Origin of the sequence: Nocardiopsis sp. TSRI0078 (genome assembly GCF_001905145.1) — a bacterium.
Lineage (GTDB): Bacteria > Actinomycetota > Actinomycetes > Streptosporangiales > Streptosporangiaceae > Nocardiopsis.
This window is the reverse complement of sequence record NZ_LWLB01000001.1, coordinates 288,359-303,471: the sequence shown is the minus strand read 5'-3', so window position 1 is coordinate 303,471 and position 15,113 is coordinate 288,359. Positions and strand designations below refer to the sequence as shown.

At 71.7% G+C, this 15,113-nt stretch carries 14 protein-coding genes; 5 read left to right on the top strand and 9 right to left on the bottom strand.

The genetic code is table 11. From position 1 onward, the window contains the following. Positions 1-145 precede the first annotated feature (145 nt). The 3 genes from A6A08_RS01430 to A6A08_RS01420 all read left to right on the top strand — a co-directional run bounded on the left by A6A08_RS01430 (position 146) and on the right by A6A08_RS01420 (position 2,936). On the top strand, positions 146-562 hold the full coding sequence (locus tag A6A08_RS01430; protein ID WP_073700653.1) for an SgcJ/EcaC family oxidoreductase: 417 nt from the start codon (positions 146-148) through the stop codon (positions 560-562). A 123-nt stretch (positions 563-685) separates the two neighbouring features. Further along, positions 686-1,354 (top strand): DUF899 domain-containing protein, encoded by a 669-nt coding sequence (locus A6A08_RS01425; RefSeq protein WP_073700652.1) that lies wholly within the window; start codon positions 686-688, stop codon positions 1,352-1,354. 7 nt (positions 1,355-1,361) lie between these two features. Beyond that, a complete protein-coding gene (locus tag A6A08_RS01420; RefSeq protein WP_073700651.1) occupies positions 1,362-2,936 on the top strand; it encodes an MFS transporter in 1,575 nt (524 codons plus the stop codon). Between the two features lie 96 nt (positions 2,937-3,032). Here the strand turns inward: A6A08_RS01420 and A6A08_RS01415 are convergent, their stop codons facing one another. Beyond that, positions 3,033-4,640, bottom strand: coding sequence for a GMC family oxidoreductase (locus tag A6A08_RS01415; protein ID WP_199866810.1), 1,608 nt, complete (start codon positions 4,638-4,640; stop codon positions 3,033-3,035). After that, positions 4,640-5,818, bottom strand: coding sequence for an acyl-CoA dehydrogenase family protein (locus A6A08_RS01410; protein WP_073700649.1), 1,179 nt, complete (start codon positions 5,816-5,818; stop codon positions 4,640-4,642). Before A6A08_RS01410 ends, A6A08_RS01415 begins: the two co-directional genes overlap by 1 nt. Before the next feature lie 289 nt (positions 5,819-6,107). Here A6A08_RS01410 and A6A08_RS01405 point away from each other — a divergent pair, with 289 nt between their 5' ends. Continuing rightward, complete coding sequence (locus tag A6A08_RS01405; RefSeq protein WP_242422051.1) at positions 6,108-6,575, top strand: SgcJ/EcaC family oxidoreductase; 468 nt, start codon at positions 6,108-6,110, stop codon at positions 6,573-6,575. Between the two features lie 48 nt (positions 6,576-6,623). After that, entirely contained in the window at positions 6,624-7,079 is a 456-nt protein-coding gene (locus A6A08_RS01400; RefSeq protein ID WP_199866809.1) for an SgcJ/EcaC family oxidoreductase, read from the top strand. Positions 7,080-7,189: 110 nt separating this feature from the next. On the opposite strand, the gene tpx is transcribed toward A6A08_RS01400, so the two are convergent. The 7 genes from tpx to A6A08_RS01365 form a co-directional block, all read right to left on the bottom strand. Next, a complete protein-coding gene (tpx, locus tag A6A08_RS01395; RefSeq protein WP_073701048.1) occupies positions 7,190-7,699 on the bottom strand; it encodes a thiol peroxidase in 510 nt (169 codons plus the stop codon). Between the two features lie 61 nt (positions 7,700-7,760). Then, on the bottom strand, positions 7,761-8,753 hold the full coding sequence (locus A6A08_RS01390) for an NAD(P)-dependent oxidoreductase (RefSeq protein ID WP_073700647.1): 993 nt from the start codon (positions 8,751-8,753) through the stop codon (positions 7,761-7,763). Between the two features lie 2 nt (positions 8,754-8,755). Further along, a complete protein-coding gene (locus A6A08_RS01385) occupies positions 8,756-10,105 on the bottom strand; it encodes a nucleotide sugar dehydrogenase (RefSeq protein WP_073700646.1) in 1,350 nt (449 codons plus the stop codon). An 86-nt stretch (positions 10,106-10,191) separates the two neighbouring features. Then, positions 10,192-11,496 (bottom strand): lipopolysaccharide biosynthesis protein RfbH, encoded by a 1,305-nt coding sequence (rfbH, locus tag A6A08_RS01380; protein ID WP_073701047.1) that lies wholly within the window; start codon positions 11,494-11,496, stop codon positions 10,192-10,194. A 39-nt stretch (positions 11,497-11,535) separates the two neighbouring features. Beyond that, positions 11,536-12,609 (bottom strand): glucose-1-phosphate thymidylyltransferase, encoded by a 1,074-nt coding sequence (locus A6A08_RS01375; protein WP_073700645.1) that lies wholly within the window; start codon positions 12,607-12,609, stop codon positions 11,536-11,538. Beyond that, a complete protein-coding gene (locus tag A6A08_RS01370; RefSeq protein ID WP_073700644.1) occupies positions 12,609-13,769 on the bottom strand; it encodes a DegT/DnrJ/EryC1/StrS aminotransferase family protein in 1,161 nt (386 codons plus the stop codon). The genes A6A08_RS01375 and A6A08_RS01370 overlap by 1 nt, the downstream gene beginning before the upstream one ends. Beyond that, the gene (locus A6A08_RS01365) at positions 13,766-15,100 is read right to left on the bottom strand and encodes a nucleotide disphospho-sugar-binding domain-containing protein (protein ID WP_073700643.1); all 1,335 of its coding nucleotides are present in this window, start codon (positions 15,098-15,100) and stop codon (positions 13,766-13,768) included. Before A6A08_RS01365 ends, A6A08_RS01370 begins: the two co-directional genes overlap by 4 nt. Positions 15,101-15,113: the final 13 nt, after the last annotated feature.

Sequence of the window (15,113 nt, the reverse complement as noted above, 5' to 3'; positions counted from 1 at the left end):
GGCTTCCTCCTGGTTGTGCATCCGTCGCTTCCGCCGCTCCTGCCGCAATCCAGAAGACGTCGGCCCGCCTGACCCGGACAAGCATGGGGAGGCGCGCTGCGGGCAGCGGGCCCGCCGCCGCGGCAGAGGAGAGGAAGGGCACAGCATGACGGAAGACACGGTCGTCGCAGGCCGGGACGAGCGGGCGGTCCGGGCCCTCGTGGACGGGGTGGCCGCCGCGTGGGCCGACAACGACGCGGACGCGTTCGCGGAACTCTTCGCCCAGGACGCGAGCCTGATCGGCGACGCCTACATGCGCGGACGGGAAGGGATCCGCGCGTTCATGGCGCAGGGGTTCGAGGGGCCCTACAAGGGCACCCGGGTCGACATCCGGCCGCTGGACGTGCGGTTCGTCCGCGAGGACGTGGCGCTGGTCGTCACCCAGGGAAGGGTCGAGGTCCCCGGTGTCCCCCCTGAGGAGGCGGACATGGCCTTCTTCGCCACCTGTGTGATGGTCCGCGACGGGGGCGGATGGCTGATCGCCGCCTACCAGAACTCCAAGGCGACGAGTACGGGCGACTGACGGGCGCCCGCTCACGCGCGGTAAGTCCGCCGACCAGAGAACCGTAAGCGGGCGGTGCGAGCGTGGAATCCGCCGGGCGGTCCCACGGCACCGCCCGCGACCGTCGAAAAGGAAGGAAGAGCCATGAACCTGCCCCAGGTGGTGTCCGAGGACGAGTGGCGTGAGAGCCGGGAGCGGCTGCTCGCGCAGGAGAAGGAGCTGACCCGGTACCAGGACCGGCTGGCGGCGGAACGCCGGCGCCAGCCCATGGTCAGGGTCGACGGCGGGTACGCCTTCGAGGGAAGGGACGGCAAGACGTCCCTGGTGGACGTCTTCGAGGGCCGGAGCCAGCTCATCGTGTACCACTTCATGCTGCCGCCGGGCTCGGAGCACCAGTGCGAGGGCTGCTCGATGTTCGTGGACAACCTCGGGCACCCGGCACACCTGAACGCCCGGGACACCACGCTCGCCGTCGTGTCGCGGGCACCGTACCCGGAGATCTCACGCGTCCGCGAGCGGATGGGATGGACGGTGCCCTGGTACTCGTCCTTCCAGAGCGGCTTCAACGAGGACATGGGCGTCACGGTGGACGGATCCGACAGCTTCGGGCTGAGCGTCTACCTGCGCGACGGGGACGCGGTCTACCGGACCTACTTCACCGAGGGGCGGGGGGTGGAGAAGCTCGGCACCAACTGGAGCCTGCTCGACCTGACCCCGTTCGGGCGGCAGGAGACCTGGGAGGACACCCCCGCAGGCCGCCCGCAGGAGTCCCCGTACGTCTGGTGGCGCCTCAACGACGAGTACGGGAGGTGAGGGCGCCGTGACCGGGAACACGCATGCGGACGCCCAGCCCAGGGCGGGCGCGCGCGAGTGGACGGCGCTCGCCGTCCTGGCGCTGCCGACACTGCTCCTCTCGATCGACCTGAGCGTCCTGCTCCTGGCGCTTCCGCACCTGACCGCCGACCTCGGCGCGAGCGGCGTGCAGCTCCTGTGGATCACCGACATCTACGGCTTCATGGTCGCGGGCTTCCTCCTCATCATGGGAACGCTGGGCGACCGGATCGGATGCCGCAAACTGCTGCTCATCGGGGCGGTCGTCTTCGGGCTGGCGTCGGTGGCCGCGGCCTTCTCCGCCAGCGCCTGGACGCTCATCCTGACGAGGGCCGTGCTCGGTGTCGCCGGCGCCAGCCTCATGCCGTGCACGCTGGCACTGGTGAGGACGATCTTCCGTGATCCACGCCAGAGGGGCGTGGCCGTCGCCGTCTGGATGAGCTGCTTCATGGTCGGCTTCGCGGTGGGGCCGATCGCGGGCGGGCTCCTCCTCCAGTACTTCTGGTGGGGCTCGGTCTTCCTGCTCGGGGTGCCAGTCATGGCCCTGCTGCTGGTCGTGGGCCCCTTCCTTCTGCCGGAGACCCCGGCGGGCGGTTCCGCGCGCCTCGACCTGCCGAGCACCCTGCTGGTCCTGGCCACGGTGCTCCCCGTGATCTACGGGACGAAGGAGATCACGTCGGAGGGCGTGTCCCCGGCCCCGCTGCTGGTGATGGCCCTCGGAGTGGCCATGGGGGTCGTCTTCGTGGTCCGCCAGCGCGGGCTGAGCAGTCCGCTGCTGGACCTCGGGCTGTTCGGAAACCGCTCCTTCAGCGCCGCTCTGCTCGGCATCCTGCTGACGACCTTCACCGTCGGAGGCGTCTCGCTCTTCGTGACCCAGTACCTGCAGCTGGTCGAGGGGCTGTCCCCTCTGGTCGCCGGGCTGTGGCTCCTGCCCGCCGCCGGAGGCATGATCATCGGTTCGATGGCGGGCCCGGTGCTCATCGACTGGGTGCGCCCGGCCTACGTCATCGCCGGAGGCCTGGTCGCGGCGGCCGCCGGGTGCCTGTTCCTGGCCACGGCGGGCACGGCCATGGGACTCGGGGCCGTGGTGTTCGGCTACGCGCTCGTCTACTTCGGGACGGGACCCATGGGCGCACTCGGTACCGACCTCGTCGTCGGGTCGGCGCCCGAGGAGAAGGCGGGCGCCGCCGCGGGCATGTCGGAGAGCAGCGGCGAGTTCGGTATCGCCTTGGGCATCGCCATGCTCGGAAGCATCGGAACGGCCGTCTACCAGGGCCGTGTGCCGGGGGAGGGGGAGCACTCCTCGCTCGCCGGGACGGTCACCGCCGCCGGGGAGGCGCCCTCCACCGAAGCGGCGGCCCTCCTGGAGACGGCACGGGACGCTTTCGTCGGAGGGCTCAACGCGGTCTCGCTCGCCGGGGCGGCGGTCCTGGTCCTGCTGGCGGTCGTCGTCTCCCTCGCCCTCCGGCACGTCCCGCCGGCCGGATCCGGGAGCGGGACGGGCGGGTCCGGGAGCGGGACGGACGAGGAGGCCGGGGCCGAGCAGGTGGAGGAGCGCCCCTGACCCGGCCGACGGGGAGCCGCGCGGACCCGTGTTCCGCCTTCCCCGTACACACGGGCGGGGCCGCCGACCCACCGGTCGGCGGCCCCGCGGCGTGGGTCAGGCGTACGTCGCGGCCTTCTGCCTCCGGTCGATCCCCTTGACGAGGTCGGCGGCCCTCTCCGCGAGCGTGATCGTCGCGGCGTTGGGATTGCCCCGCACCAGGGTCGGCATGACCGAGGCGTCGGCGACGCGCAGGCCCTCCACACCCCTGACGCGCAGGTCGGAGTCCACGACGCTGCCCATGGCACAGGTGGACGAGGGGTGGTAGATGGAGTGCGCGTACAGCCGCACGAACTTCTCCAGGTCCTTCTCCGACGTGGACTCGGGTACCCGGTGGGCGGTCTTCGTGTAGGGGCGCAGGGCGTCCTGCCGGGCGATCTCCAGTGCCGTGCGCAGGGCCCTGACCGCCGACTCCATGTCCTCGGGCGCGTCGAAGTAGTTGTGCACGATACGCGGCTTGGCGGTCGGGACGTCGCTGGCCAGCTCCACGCGCCCCCGGCTGGCGGGCGTGAGCATGGAGGGTCCGAAGGACAGGGCGTGCCCGGTGGGCGCGGCCAGACCGCTGTCGGCGAACATGATCGGAGCGGTCAGGAACTCCACGTCGGGGGCGGGCAGGTCCGCGCGGGTCCGGACGAAGCCGCCGACCTCGGGGCCGTTGGACGTCATCGGTCCCGAGCGCCGTTCCTCGAACAAGCGGACGTTCTCCGGGGACCCCGCCGTCAGCAGGCTCACGGGCTGGTCGTGCGTGTAGACCAGCGGGAGCAGGACGTGGTCCTGGAGCCCGGCGCCCACACCGGGCAGGTCGGACACGACACCGATGCCCAGGGGTGCCAGGGAGTCCGCGGGACCCACACCGGAGAGCATCAGGAGCTGGGGCGAGTTGTACGCTCCGCCGCACAGCACGACCTCGCGCTCCGCACGGACGGTCTCCTCACCCGTCGGACCCCCCACGACGACACCCGCGGCCCGCCCGCCCTCGATGAGGACGCGGTGGGCGACGGTGCTCGTCATCACGGTGAGGTTGGGGCGGCCGGACGCGGGGTGCAGGTAGGCCGTCGCGGTACTGCACCGCATCCCGTCCTTCTGGGTGAGCTGGAAGAACCCGAAGCCGTCCTGCTCCGCGCCGTTGAAGTCGTCGTTGGCCGGGTGGCCCGCCTGGCCGGCGGCCTCCAGGAACGCCGTCGACATCGGGTTGCGCGACCGGTTCTCGGAGACCGAGAGAGGCCCCCCGACTCCGTGGAAGTGCGACTCGCCGCGCTCGTTGTCCTCCGCGAGCCGGAAGTAGGGGAGCAGGTCCTCGAAGGACCAGCCCTCCTGGCCCCAGCCGTCGAAGTCGGCCCGGTTGCCCCGGACATAGATCATCGTGTTGATGGAACTGGTGCCGCCGAGGACGCGTCCGCGCGGCAGGTAGACCTTGCGGCGCAGCAGGTGGGGTTCCTCGTGCGTGTGGTAGTCCCAGTCCAACTCGGTGCGGAACAGGTGCCCGAAGGTGGAGGGGACGTGGATCCGTTCGAAGGTGTCCCGGGGGCCCGCCTCGATGAGGCACACCCTGGTGCCGGGGTCCTCGCTCAGACGCGCGGCCAGCACGCAGCCGGCCGAGCCCGCGCCCACGATCACGTAGTCGAACACGGGGGTACCGCCCTTTCTCGCAGGTGTGGTCGCCATCAGACGTAGAGGGTGTTCGGTTCGAGTCCGGCGAGGACCCGTCCGTACAGTTCGAAGCCCGTCTGCGGGTACATGAGGGCGTGCAGGTTGAGGGCCGTGACGTCGCGGAGGATCCGCTGCATGGGGGTGTCGGTGTACACGGACCTGCCGCCGCTCGCCTCGCCCAGGACCGTCACCGCCTCCTTGGCCAGCCTGCACACGGCCGCCACGTCCACCCGGCAGCGGGCCCTCTCCCGGAGCGACCACTCCTCTCCCAGCGCGCCCTTGGAGTCGAGGAGCCGAGCGGTACGCTCCCCGTGGAAACGCGCTTGGTCGACTTTGAGGGAGGCCTCGGCGACCTGGAGGTGCGTCACGGGGGCGTCCGCCTGTCGCGCGTAGTCGGTGTAGGTGATCCCCCGCTCGCCCGCGCGTTCCAGGAAGACGTCGAGGGCGGCCTCCGCCAACCCGGTCGGGGTGCCCACCGACGCCGCCGCGGCGACGGCCAGGAGCGGGGCCCTGTACATGGGGAGTTCACGGTTGGCCTCGGACACGGATTCGCCCCTCAGCACCGAGGGCAGCGGAACGACCCTCTCGGAGGGGACGAACACGTCCTCGGCCACGGTGGTGACGCTTCCGGACCCCCGCAGACCCACCGAGTGCCAGTCGTCCACCAGCCGCAGGTCCGACATCGGGACCAGGGCCACCACCGGGTACTGCTCCGAACCGTCGGGTGTGGGCGCCATCGCGATGATCTCCTGCCAGTGGCTGTGGGGCGCCCCGCTGATGAAGCCCCAGCGGCCGTTGACGGTGATGCCGCCGTCCACGGGCTCCGCCGTGGCGCTCGGGCTGAGCGTGCCGCACACCCGGCCGCCGTGGGAGGAGAGGACCTCCTCCTGCACGTGGTCGGGGAACATGCCGACCATCCAGGTGGGGATCCACCAGACCGAGGTGGTCCACGCGGTCGCCCCGTCCGCCTGGGCGAGGGTGCTCGCCACCTCCGCCATGGCCAGCGCGTCGGACTCGTAGCCGCCGTAACGGGCCGGCACCCGCATGCGGAAGACGCCGACGTCGTCCAGCGCCTCGACCACCTCGTCGTGCAGCCTTCTGTTCTCCTCCTGCCACCGCACGTGCTTCTCCACGACGGGCTGCACCGCCCGCGCGCGCTTGACGAGCTCTTCCCGGTCCGGAACCTTCTCCACCGCGTACTCCTCCTTTCCCGCGCCGGGCCGCCTCCGTCGGTCATGTGTCCTGGCAGCCCCGTCCGCGCGGGTCACTTCGGAGAATCGCACCCTTTTCCGCCTGCAACGACTTCTGTATTGCTGGAATCCGGTGAGCGCTTCCCGAAAAAAAGCAGGGGGACAACAATCCAGGAGAGGACTCCGAAGCCGCCGGGGACGAACATGGAAGAACGGCGGGGCCGGGAATCCGGGGCCTTTTTCCAAGGCCGTCTCCCGTCCGGGAAAGCAACACGAGACGATGGAGGCACGTGTGTCAGCGAAGGCACCAGCCAAGGCAGGGGACCTGGACTCCTACTACGGTCCCTTCACCTCAGAGCGGGAGAAGGAGGCGCTCAGCGTCCCCCTTCGACTGGTCGCCGCGTGGGCGGAGAACGACGGCGACAAGGTGGCCGAGACCTTCACCGAGGACGGGGTCATGATCCTTCCCGGTGACGTCTACAAGAAGAACCGCGAGGAGATCCGCGCGTTCATGTCGGCCGCGTACGCGGGTCCGTTCAAGGGCACCGGTGTGACCGGCCGGCCCGTGGACGTCCGCTTCGCCTCCGACGACGTCGCCCTCCTGCGCACCCACGGGGGGATCCTGGCCCCCGGCAAGACCGAGATCGACCCCGAGCTCGCCGTCCGCTCGACGTGGGTCCTGGTCAAGCGCGACGGGGAGTGGAAGCTCGCCGCCTACCAGAACAGTCCGCGCGGCGAGGGTGCCACCCTTCGCTGGTGACCGCGGGGCCACCGCAGAGTCCGGCCGAGCGGCCGGGAGAGGAGACCGATGATGGCTACCGACGCCGCCTCGCTCGTCGCCCAGGCGAAGGAGTGGGCGGGCAGCTACGGCCCGTTCCCCAACGGTGAGGAGGGAGCCGCCCTGAGCGCCGTGCTGCGAGCGCGGGCCGCCTGGGCCGACGGGGACGCCGACGCACTGGCCGACGTCTTCGTGGAGAACGGCAGCCTCCTCCTGGGGGATGACCAGTACACGAGCCGCGAGGAGATCCGTACCGCGATGACCGAGGCCCTGGCGGGCCCCTACAAGGACACGCGCCTGTCGGAGGAGCCCCTCGACATGCGCTTCCTGGGTGACGACACCGCCGTCGTCGTCACCGAGGGCGGTGTGGCCCGGGCCGACGAGGAGGCCCCGGGCGAGAAGTACCGGACGAGGACGGTGTGGATCTCGGTGCGGCGGAACGGCGACTGGAAGCTGTTCTCCTACCAGTCCAGTCCTCTGGCCTGACGGAGGGGCCCTCAGGGCCCGCGAAGGAGGGGGCGGTCCCGCGGGACCGCCCCCTCTCATGTCCGCCGGCCGGGGGAGGGGCCGCGCCGCGAGGGCACGGCCCCGTCCCCTTACAGGCAGCCGCGCACGGCCTCCAGCACCGCCTCGTGGTCGGCGGGCCCGTCCGAGGCCGGAACGTACTGCGCGTACCGCACCGTGTCCTGGGCGTCCACCACGAACAGGGCGCGCGACAGCAGGCGCAGCTCCTTGACCGCGACCCCGTAGGCCAGGCCGAAGGAGAGTTCCCTGTGGTCGGAGGCGACGATCCCCTCGAGCCCGGAGGCCCCGCACCACCGCCGCTGCGCGAAGGGCAGGTCCACGGAGACGGTCAGCAGTTCCACCCCGGGGAGCCGGGCCAGCTCCTCCCCCAGGAAACGGGTCTGCCGGTCGCACACCGGTGTGTCCACTGACGGGACCGAGCAGAGGACCCTGACGGTGCCCGGGGCCCACGAGAGGCCCATCGGTTCCATGCCGGGCGTGACGACGGTGAATCCGGGTGCGCGGTCGCCCGCCCGGACGGGGGTTCCCCTGAGGGTCATGGGACGGCCCTGGAAGGTCGTACCCCCGGGGGTCTCGGTCATGGTGCTCACTGTCCAGCTCCTCGCTCTGCGTTGGCATGTCCTGGCATGTACTGCTCCGCGCCTACTCGGCACCCGTGTCCGGGAGGGCCAGCCAGTCCGGGGACGAGCGCGCCCACGCGACGGTCCTGGACAGGCCCTCGCGCAGCGGGGTCCGGCACTCCCAGCCCAGGAGGTCCCGCGCCTTGCGGGTGTCGGGGATCCGCCTCCCCAGGTCCTCGTAGGAGGCTCCGAGGAGCTTTCCGGTGTCCACGTCGTGCACGGGGACCCGGTCCCCGGTGAGCTCGTTGACCAACGAGGCGACCTCGGCCACCGTGGACTCCTTGTGGCCGCCGATGTTGAACGCCTCCCCGAGGGCGGCCGGGGACGTCCCGGCCGCGATGGTCCCCTCCACCGCGTCGCCGACGAAGGTGAGGCACCTGGTCTGCTGTCCACCGTCGTACACGGTCAGGGGGAGTCCGTTCAGAGCCCGGTGCACGAGGCGGCTCACGAGGTAGGCGGGCCGCTGCCCGGGACCGAAGGCGTTGAAGTAGCGGACGATGGAGACGGGGAGCCCGCGCTGGTGCGCGAAGGCGAAGGCCAGGTGCTCGGCCAGGGCCTTGCTCGTGCCGTAGCTCCACCGCGCCTTCGCCGTCGTCCCGAGCACCCTGTCGTCGTCCTCCGCCCACGGCACGGCCGGGTTCTTGCCGAACACCTCGCTGGTGCTGGCCATGACCACGCGCGCGTTCGCGCGCGAGGCCGCCTCCAGCACGTTGCGCGTGCCCGTGAAGTTGATGTCGACGACGTCCAGGGGCCTGGCCAGGTACTGGTCCACGCCCACGACGGCGGCCAGGTGGTACACCACGTCCACCCCCCGGCGTACGGCGCCCTCCACCTGCGCGGGGTCGCGGACGTCGCCCGGAACCCATGCGGCCTCCCGGAGCGCGGGGGAGGCCCCGGCGGAATCGGCCCGGTCGAACACGGTGACCCGGTACCCCTCCTCCAGGAGGCGCGCGACCAGGTGCGATCCGATGAAGCCGCCGCCCCCCGTGACCACGGCGTGTGAGGTGCCGGACATGGTCACCTCCCGATTCCGAGGTAGGCGAATCCGGCGTCTCGCAACCGCTGTACGTACTCCTTCGGCAGGTAGGCGCGCCCGTCGAAGAGCAGGCAGGGACGCGCCGTCGGCAGGGAGGCCAGGTCCACGGACTCCATTTCGCGGTGGTAGGCGAGGATCGCGACGCAGTCGGCGTCGGCGACCGCCGCCTCCAGTGAGGGCTCCGGCGCGCGGCCGAAGACCCTCGCGGTCTCGTCGGGGTCGACGAGCGGGTCGAACAGGGCCACGTCGGCCCCGGCCTTCTCCAGGTGGGTGACGACCGGCAGGACCGGCGTCTCGCGCAGATCGGCGGTGTTGTTCTTGAACGACAGGCCCACGACGGCGATCCGGCTCCCCTCCGCCCGCCTGCCGAGCCGTTCCAGCTCGGCGAGGATGGCGCCCGCCGTGTACCCGGGCATCGCGGAGTTGGCCTCCCTCCCGGCCACGGGGGTCAGCAGGTCCAGACCGTGCTCGCGGGCGGAGTGCCAGACCATCCACGGGTCCTTGGTCAGGCAGGAACCGCCGACCCCGACACTGGGGGTGAGCACGTTGATGGACCCCGCCCCCTTGGGCACGGTGTTGGCGGCGGGGATGACCTCGAGAGCGTCCACGCCGAAGAGCGCGCAGTACCGGGCGAGCTCGTTGGCCAGGGCGATGTTCAGGTCGATCCACCAGTTGTCGGCGAGCTTGACGATCTCGGCGGCCTCGGCCGACCCGACGGTGATGGTCCGCACGTCCAGGCCCCGCCGCCAGAACTCGGCCGCGCTGAGCGTGCTCTGCTCGTCCACGCCGCCGACGACCATCGGCAGCTCGCGCAGCTCCCGCATCGCCGAGCCCTCGGCGAGGCGCTCGGGGGCGAAGGCCAGGCCGAAGTCCTCGCCCGCGGTCAGACCCGACAGCTCCTCCAGCGTCCTGCGCACCCTGCCCGAGGTCGTACCCGGGGGGACGGTGCTCTTGAGGACCACCAGCTGGCCCTCCCTGAGGCGGCGGCCGAGCTCCGCGCAGGCGCTCGCCAGCTGGTCGACGGCCAGGGAACCGTCGTCCTGGACGGGTGTTCCCACGGTGATCAGGACGACGTCCGCCTCCGAGACCCCCTCCTGGTCCGTGGAGAGCCGTATCCTGCCCGACTCCAGTCCCCGGAGCAGGCTCTGGGGAAGTCCTTCCTCGTGGAACCGGCAGTGTCCGCGTGCGAGCTCGTCCACCAGGGTGCTGTCGACGTCGACGCCGAGGACCTCGTGCCCCCGGTCGGAGAGGGCGGCCGCGACGCACGATCCGACGTAGCCGAGACCGATCACCGCCACGGTGGGGAGCCGGTCATGGGGTGTCCAACGCATGGTCTACCTCGTGTGAGTGGTGGTGGGTCAGGGTGTGCCCGCACCGGGCGCCGGCGTATGGCGGCTGACGCCCTGCGGGCGTTCCGTCAGCGCCGGGACGCGACGAACTCCTTCACCGAGGAGACGACGTAGTCGATCATCTCCTCGGTCAGACCGGGATAGACGCCCAGGTGGAAGGTGCGCTCCATGACCTTGTCGCTGTTCACCAGCTCCTCCGCCACGCGCCCGGGCCGTCCGGTGTAGGCGGGGTGGCGGACCAGGTTTCCGGCGAACAGCCTGCGGGTGCCGATCCTCCTGTCCTCCAGGAAGCCCACGAGGTCGGAGGAGGTGAAGGGCGCGTCGTCGGAGACGGTGAGGACGAAGCCGTACCAGCTCGGGTCGCTGTCGGCGGTCGCCTCGGGCAGGAGGAGGTGGGGGACGCCGTCCAGGCCCTCGCGGAGCCGGGCCCAGTTGGCGCGCCGGGCGGCGCAGAAGGCGTCCATCTTGCCGAGCTGCGACAGGCCGAGGGCGGCCGCGGTGTCGGTCGTCTTCAGGTTGTAGCCGACATGGGAGTAGATGTACTTGTGGTCGTATCCGGCGGGGAGCTCGCCCATCTGCCAGTCGAAGCGCTTGAAGCACGTGTTGCTCTGCCCGGGCGGGCACCAGCAGTCGCGTCCCCAGTCGCGCAGGGACTCCACGACGCGAGCGAGCGTCAGGTCGGAGGTGAGCACGCAGCCCCCCTCGCCCATGGTGAGGTGGTGGGCGGGGTAGAAGCTGACGGTCGCCAGGTCACCGAAGGTGCCGGTGTACCTCCCCCGGTAGCGCGACCCGAGGGCGTCGCAGTTGTCCTCGATGAGGAAGAGGCCGCGGTCGGCGGCCAGCCGGGCGATCTCCTCCACCTCGTAGGGGTTCCCCGCCGTGTGCGCGATGGCGATCGCACGGGTCCTGGGGCCCAGCGCCCGCTCCACCCGTTCCGCCGTGGTGTTGTAGGTGCCGAGTTCGATGTCCACGTACACCGGAACCAGGCCGTTCTGGAGGATCGGGTTCACCGTGGTCGGGAAGGCCGCGGCGACCGTCACCACCTCGTCACCGGGGACCAGCGCGCGTTCGCCCAGCTGGTGGGAGGTGAGGGCGGTCACGGCCAGGAGGTTGGCCGATGAACCGGAGTTCGTCAGGTGCGCCTTGCGGACACCCACCTTGCGGGCGAGCGCGGACTCGAACCGCCGCGCGCTGGCCCCGGAGGCGATGCGCATGTCCAGGGCCGCTTCGACGAAGGCCACCCTGTCGTCGGCGTCCAGCACGGCGCCGGACGGCCAGATCTCCGTCTCACCGGGGACGAACGCCCCCTCGTCACGTGTTCGCTCGTGGTAGACGCGAACGGCGTCCAGGATCTCGGTTTTCGACTCGCCCATGACGGGCACCCCGTCCCTTCCTCGTGTGCTCGTGCTGCCTCAGCAGCCCATGTCGATCTGGGTGTGGTCGCCGACGACGAGACGCCGGTCGGCGGGAAGTGCCGTCCGCGGGGAGAGGATCACCGACTCGCGTCCGACCAGGGACCCCCGCAGGGGGGCGGGGCCGCTGATCCGTGTGCCGTCCATGACCACGCTGTCCGCCACGTCGGCCCCGTACAGCGAGCAGTGCGAGCCGATCGACGTCCCGGGGCCCACGGCGGAGTCCTCCACGACGGTGCCGGGGCCGATCACCGCGGGTCCGGACACGGTGGAACGGACCACGCGCGCGCCCCTCCCGACACGGACGGCGCCCTCGACCCGGCTGGCCGCGTCGACGCTCCCCTCCGGGGCGGCCGGGGCGAGCAGGCCAAGGACGTGCCGGTTACCGGTCAGGACGTCCTCCGGGCGGCCCACGTCCGACCAGAAACCCCCGTACTCACCGGCGCTCACGCCGTAACCCCGCTCCAGCAGCCACTGGACGGCGTCGGTGATCTCCAGCTCTCCCCTCCGGCTGGGCACGATGGCCCGGACCGCGTCGTGGACGGCGGGAGAGAAGAAGTAGACGCCGATCACCGCCAGGTCGCTCACCGGTTCGGTGGGCTTTTCCACCAACCGTTCGACCTTGCCGTCCGCGCCCATCTGGACGACGCCGAAGGCACCGGGGTCGGCGACACGCTGTACGGCCAGGTGAGCGTCCGATCCCCGGGCACGGAACTCCTCGGCGAGCCCCCGGACGCCGGACGGGAGCAGGTTGTCGCCCAGGTAGAGCACGAAGTCCTCGTCCGCCAGGAAGTCCCGCGCCGCCCTGACGCAGTCGGCCAGTCCCCGGGGCCTGCCCTGGTGGACGTAGGTCAGGCGTACGCCCAGCCGGCCACCGTCGCCGAGGCTCCTCCGGACCAGGGCGGCTCCGTTCCCGGTCACCACCCCCACGTCCGTGATCCCCAGCTCACGGATGCCGAGGATCGCGTGTTCCAGGACCGGGCGCCCGGCGACGGGGACCAGCTGCTTGGGGAGGGTGTGGCTGAGCGGGCGCATGCGGGAACCCGTGCCGCCGGCCAGGACCAGGGCCCGCATCACCGCCTCCCACGCCGTTCGGGGGAGCGGCGCCCGACCGCGGCGGTCAGCTCCTTCGCGACCCGCTCGACGTCCGCGTCGGAGAGCCCCTGGTGCTGGGGGAGGAGCAGGGTGCGTTCCGCCGCCTCCTCCGCCCCCGGCAGCCGGAGGCCCTCCGACCCGTAGGCGGGGACACGGTGCAGGGGCGCGTAGCGGAAGGTGGTGTAGACGCCCCTCTCCAGGAGTTCGGCGGCCACGCGGTCCCTGTCCTCGGGGTCCAGGCGCACCCAGTGGAAGTAGTGGGACGAGGTGTGCCCCTCAGGGACCGGGGGCGGGGCCTCCACTCCCTCCGCGCCGGCGAGCAGCCTGTCGTAGGCGTCCGCGACGCGCCTCCGGCGTTCCACGAACTCCGGGAGCCTGCCGAGCTGGACGAGTCCGATCGCCGCCGTCAGGTCGTTGCCGACGATCCTCCTGCCGAACCCCTCCACGTCCAGGTCCCACCACCTGCGGGAGACGGAACGTGACGCGCTCATCCCGCTGGCGTGGCGGAGCCCGTGGTAGGCCAGCCGCCTGGCGCGGTCCGCCTCCTCGGGGTCCCGGAACAGGACCATTCCGCCGTCACCGGTGGTGAGGAGCTTCATCGAGTCGAAGCTCCACACCGCGACGTCCCCGAAGGTTCCGCAGGCACGGTCGCCCACCCGTGAGGCCACGGCGCACGCGGCGTCCTCCACGAGCTGGACGCCGCGTTCGCGGCACAGCCGGGAGACGGCCTCGACGTCGCCCGGCAGGCCGCCGTAGTGCAGGAGCACCACAGCCCGCGTCCGGTCGGTCAGGGCCCGCTCCACATCGTCCGCGGACGGGTTCAGGGTGCGGGGGTCCACGTCGCAGAACACGGGGCGGGCGCCGGCCGCGCACACGGCGTTCGCCGCGCCCACGAAGCTCACGCTCGGGAGCACCACGTCGTCCCCGGGGCCGAGCCCCAGCAGCTCCACGGCGAGGAAGAGGCCCGAGGTGGCCGAGTTGACGAACACCACGGTGCGCGGGTCCACTCCCAGGTGGGAGGCGAACGCCTCCTCGAAGGCGGTGGTCCGGGGGCCGAGCCCGGGCCAGGAGTCCGCGAACACGTCCTCGAGGGCGGTCAGCTCCTCCCGACCCAGGCTCGGCTGGAACACGTTGATCATGACGTGCCCTTGTGCAGCGCCGTCAGCTCCTCCAGGACCGGCACCACGGAGGAGGGGGCGGGCGCGGCGAGGACCTCGCCGCGGACACGGTCGGCGCCGCGCCGGAAGAGCGGGTCCTTCAGGACTCTGCGCAGGTTCTCCCTGATGTCCTCGACCGTCTCGGTCCTGTGGTCCAGGCGCAGGCCCGCGTTGCGCGAGGTGACGTATCCGGCGGTGATCGAGGACTCCACGTGCTTGGACGCCTCCATCCCCTCACCGGGCGCGGAGACGACGCCGTGCTCGTCGTCGGAGTCGGTGATCAGCTGCGGCACCCCCAGGGAGGCCGCTGCCGCGAAGGTGCCCACGCCCCCGTGGTGGATGAGCGCCTCACACGTCGGTAGCAGCTGGTTGAGCGGGAGGTAGTCGACGGTGCGGACGTTGGCGGGCACGCGCGCGTTCTCGAGCTGGGTCGCGTCCAGGGTCGCCACGACGTCCACGTCGAGCCCCCCGAGCGCGTCCAGAAGGTCGGGGACGTGTCCCCAGCCCCCCTTGAGGTACATGCGCTGGGACAGTCCCAGCGACAGCGCGACGCGCGGCCTTCCGGCGTTCGCGCGCAGCCACTCGGGGACGGGGGTCTGCCCGGCGTACGGGACCCACCGGACCGGGACGGTCAGGGTGTCGGTGGGCAGGCGCAGGGCCTCGGGGAGCGGGTCCAGCGTCCAATGGCCGAGGAGCAGTTCCTCGTCGACCTCGACGCCGTGCCGCTCAGCGCTCGGACGGACCGACGCGGACAGCGGCTCCTCGAACTCCGTCGCCGTTCCGGCCGCGTTCCGTGACCCGAACAGGGAGCGGCTCCAGCCGAAGTAGTCCTGGCCCCAGAGCATCCGGGCGTGGGCGGCGCCGCTCGCGGCGGCGGCCACCGCTCCGATGGGGAAGCAGGGGTCCCAGACGACGAGGTCCGGCTTCCAGTCCCGGGCGAAGTCGACCAGGTCGTCCACCGCGCGGAACCGGCCGTCGTCGTCCCGGCCCATGGGGGAGAAGTCCCAGATGGAGGGCAGCATGAAGTGGGTGAACACGTCCCAGGGGTCGCGCTCGTCCCGGCCCGGGGCCAGGGCTGAGGTGAGCGAGGCCATCAGGTCGCGCTCTTCGGGATAGGGGTTTCCCGGCCCCATGGGGACCATGTCCGGGTCCCCCACGGAGACCGCGGGCAGTCCCACCGCGACGGTCTTCTCCCGGAGCGCGTGGTGCGAGGCGACGCGGACCTCGTGCCCCGAGGCCTGGAGGGCCCAGGCGAGGGGGACGAGCGGGTACAGGTGGGCGGCGTTGGGCCAGAGGCAGAAGACGACTCTCATGGATCCGTTCCAC

What these genes read in the sequence shown, in the direction of transcription:
- A6A08_RS01425 (WP_073700652.1), top strand. Translation starts at nt 686, where the DNA reads ATGAACCTGCCCCAGGTGGTGTCCGAGGACGAGTGGCGTGAGAGCCGG.
- A6A08_RS01370 (WP_073700644.1), bottom strand. Translation starts at nt 13,769, where the DNA reads ATGATCAACGTGTTCCAGCCGAGCCTGGGTCGGGAGGAGCTGACCGCC.
- A6A08_RS01415 (WP_199866810.1), bottom strand. Translation starts at nt 4,640, where the DNA reads ATGGCGACCACACCTGCGAGAAAGGGCGGTACCCCCGTGTTCGACTAC.
- A6A08_RS01375 (WP_073700645.1), bottom strand. Translation starts at nt 12,609, where the DNA reads ATGCGGGCCCTGGTCCTGGCCGGCGGCACGGGTTCCCGCATGCGCCCG.
- tpx (WP_073701048.1), bottom strand. Translation starts at nt 7,699, where the DNA reads ATGACCGAGACCCCCGGGGGTACGACCTTCCAGGGCCGTCCCATGACC.
- A6A08_RS01365 (WP_073700643.1), bottom strand. Translation starts at nt 15,100, where the DNA reads ATGAGAGTCGTCTTCTGCCTCTGGCCCAACGCCGCCCACCTGTACCCG.
- A6A08_RS01390 (WP_073700647.1), bottom strand. Translation starts at nt 8,753, where the DNA reads ATGTCCGGCACCTCACACGCCGTGGTCACGGGGGGCGGCGGCTTCATC.
- rfbH (WP_073701047.1), bottom strand. Translation starts at nt 11,496, where the DNA reads ATGGGCGAGTCGAAAACCGAGATCCTGGACGCCGTTCGCGTCTACCAC.
- A6A08_RS01385 (WP_073700646.1), bottom strand. Translation starts at nt 10,105, where the DNA reads ATGCGTTGGACACCCCATGACCGGCTCCCCACCGTGGCGGTGATCGGT.
- A6A08_RS01430 (WP_073700653.1), top strand. Translation starts at nt 146, where the DNA reads ATGACGGAAGACACGGTCGTCGCAGGCCGGGACGAGCGGGCGGTCCGG.
- A6A08_RS01400 (WP_199866809.1), top strand. Translation starts at nt 6,624, where the DNA reads ATGATGGCTACCGACGCCGCCTCGCTCGTCGCCCAGGCGAAGGAGTGG.